This is a genomic window from Thiolapillus sp. (genome assembly GCF_048562965.1).
In the GTDB taxonomy this organism is placed as follows: domain Bacteria; phylum Pseudomonadota; class Gammaproteobacteria; order Chromatiales; family Chromatiaceae; genus Thiolapillus; species Thiolapillus brandeum_A.
Genome location: NZ_JBHNMF010001623.1, coordinates 1 through 526 on the forward strand (window position 1 = coordinate 1; position 526 = coordinate 526).

A 526-nucleotide genomic window follows, 5' to 3' on the forward strand; every position below is an offset into this window, starting at 1 on the left:
ATATCGAAATTATTTTTTAAATGTTAATTTTACCGTTTATATGCGTTGTGCGCATCCCCCGCGTTGCGGGCTGGGCTGTTCGCTTCGCCTGCGGGTTCCGCTTTCGCTACATTCCTTCCCTCGCTGCCAGCCATGGAGAGCGAAGCGAAGGCTGGTAGACCCCAGTAGCCGCGAGGCCGCACTGCTTACCCGTCGTGCGCATAGCGCCAGAGGGGAAGCAAAGTAGGCATCCAAACGCGGCGTCCAGTCATTGGGAGACAAGTACGGAGCAGCAACGAGCTTGCGAAGTTGTTGCGTAGTGCTTGGTGACCAGGACGGCTGGGGCACCAATAGGTTGTCAAAGGCCGAGTCGATTTTGGGGACTGGGATGTCCCAAAATCTATCACGAGGTCGAAGACACGCTTGATCGGTCAGGGACAAGCCCTTCGCATCCCTGATGCCTCCGCGTCCGTGACGCTCCGCGCTCCGCTTGGCTTGCTAAGGGGATACCCCTCGCGCCGGTCAAGGGTTCGCTTCGCCCCGCCCT

Annotated in this window: 1 protein-coding gene; it reads right to left on the reverse strand. The window is 58.4% G+C overall.

Going from position 1 to position 526, the window contains the following annotated elements:
• Positions 1-36 precede the first annotated feature (36 nt).
• Positions 37-327 (reverse strand): hypothetical protein, encoded by a 291-nt coding sequence (locus ACOCD2_RS25870; protein WP_419588315.1) that lies wholly within the window; start codon positions 325-327, stop codon positions 37-39.
• Positions 328-526: the final 199 nt, after the last annotated feature.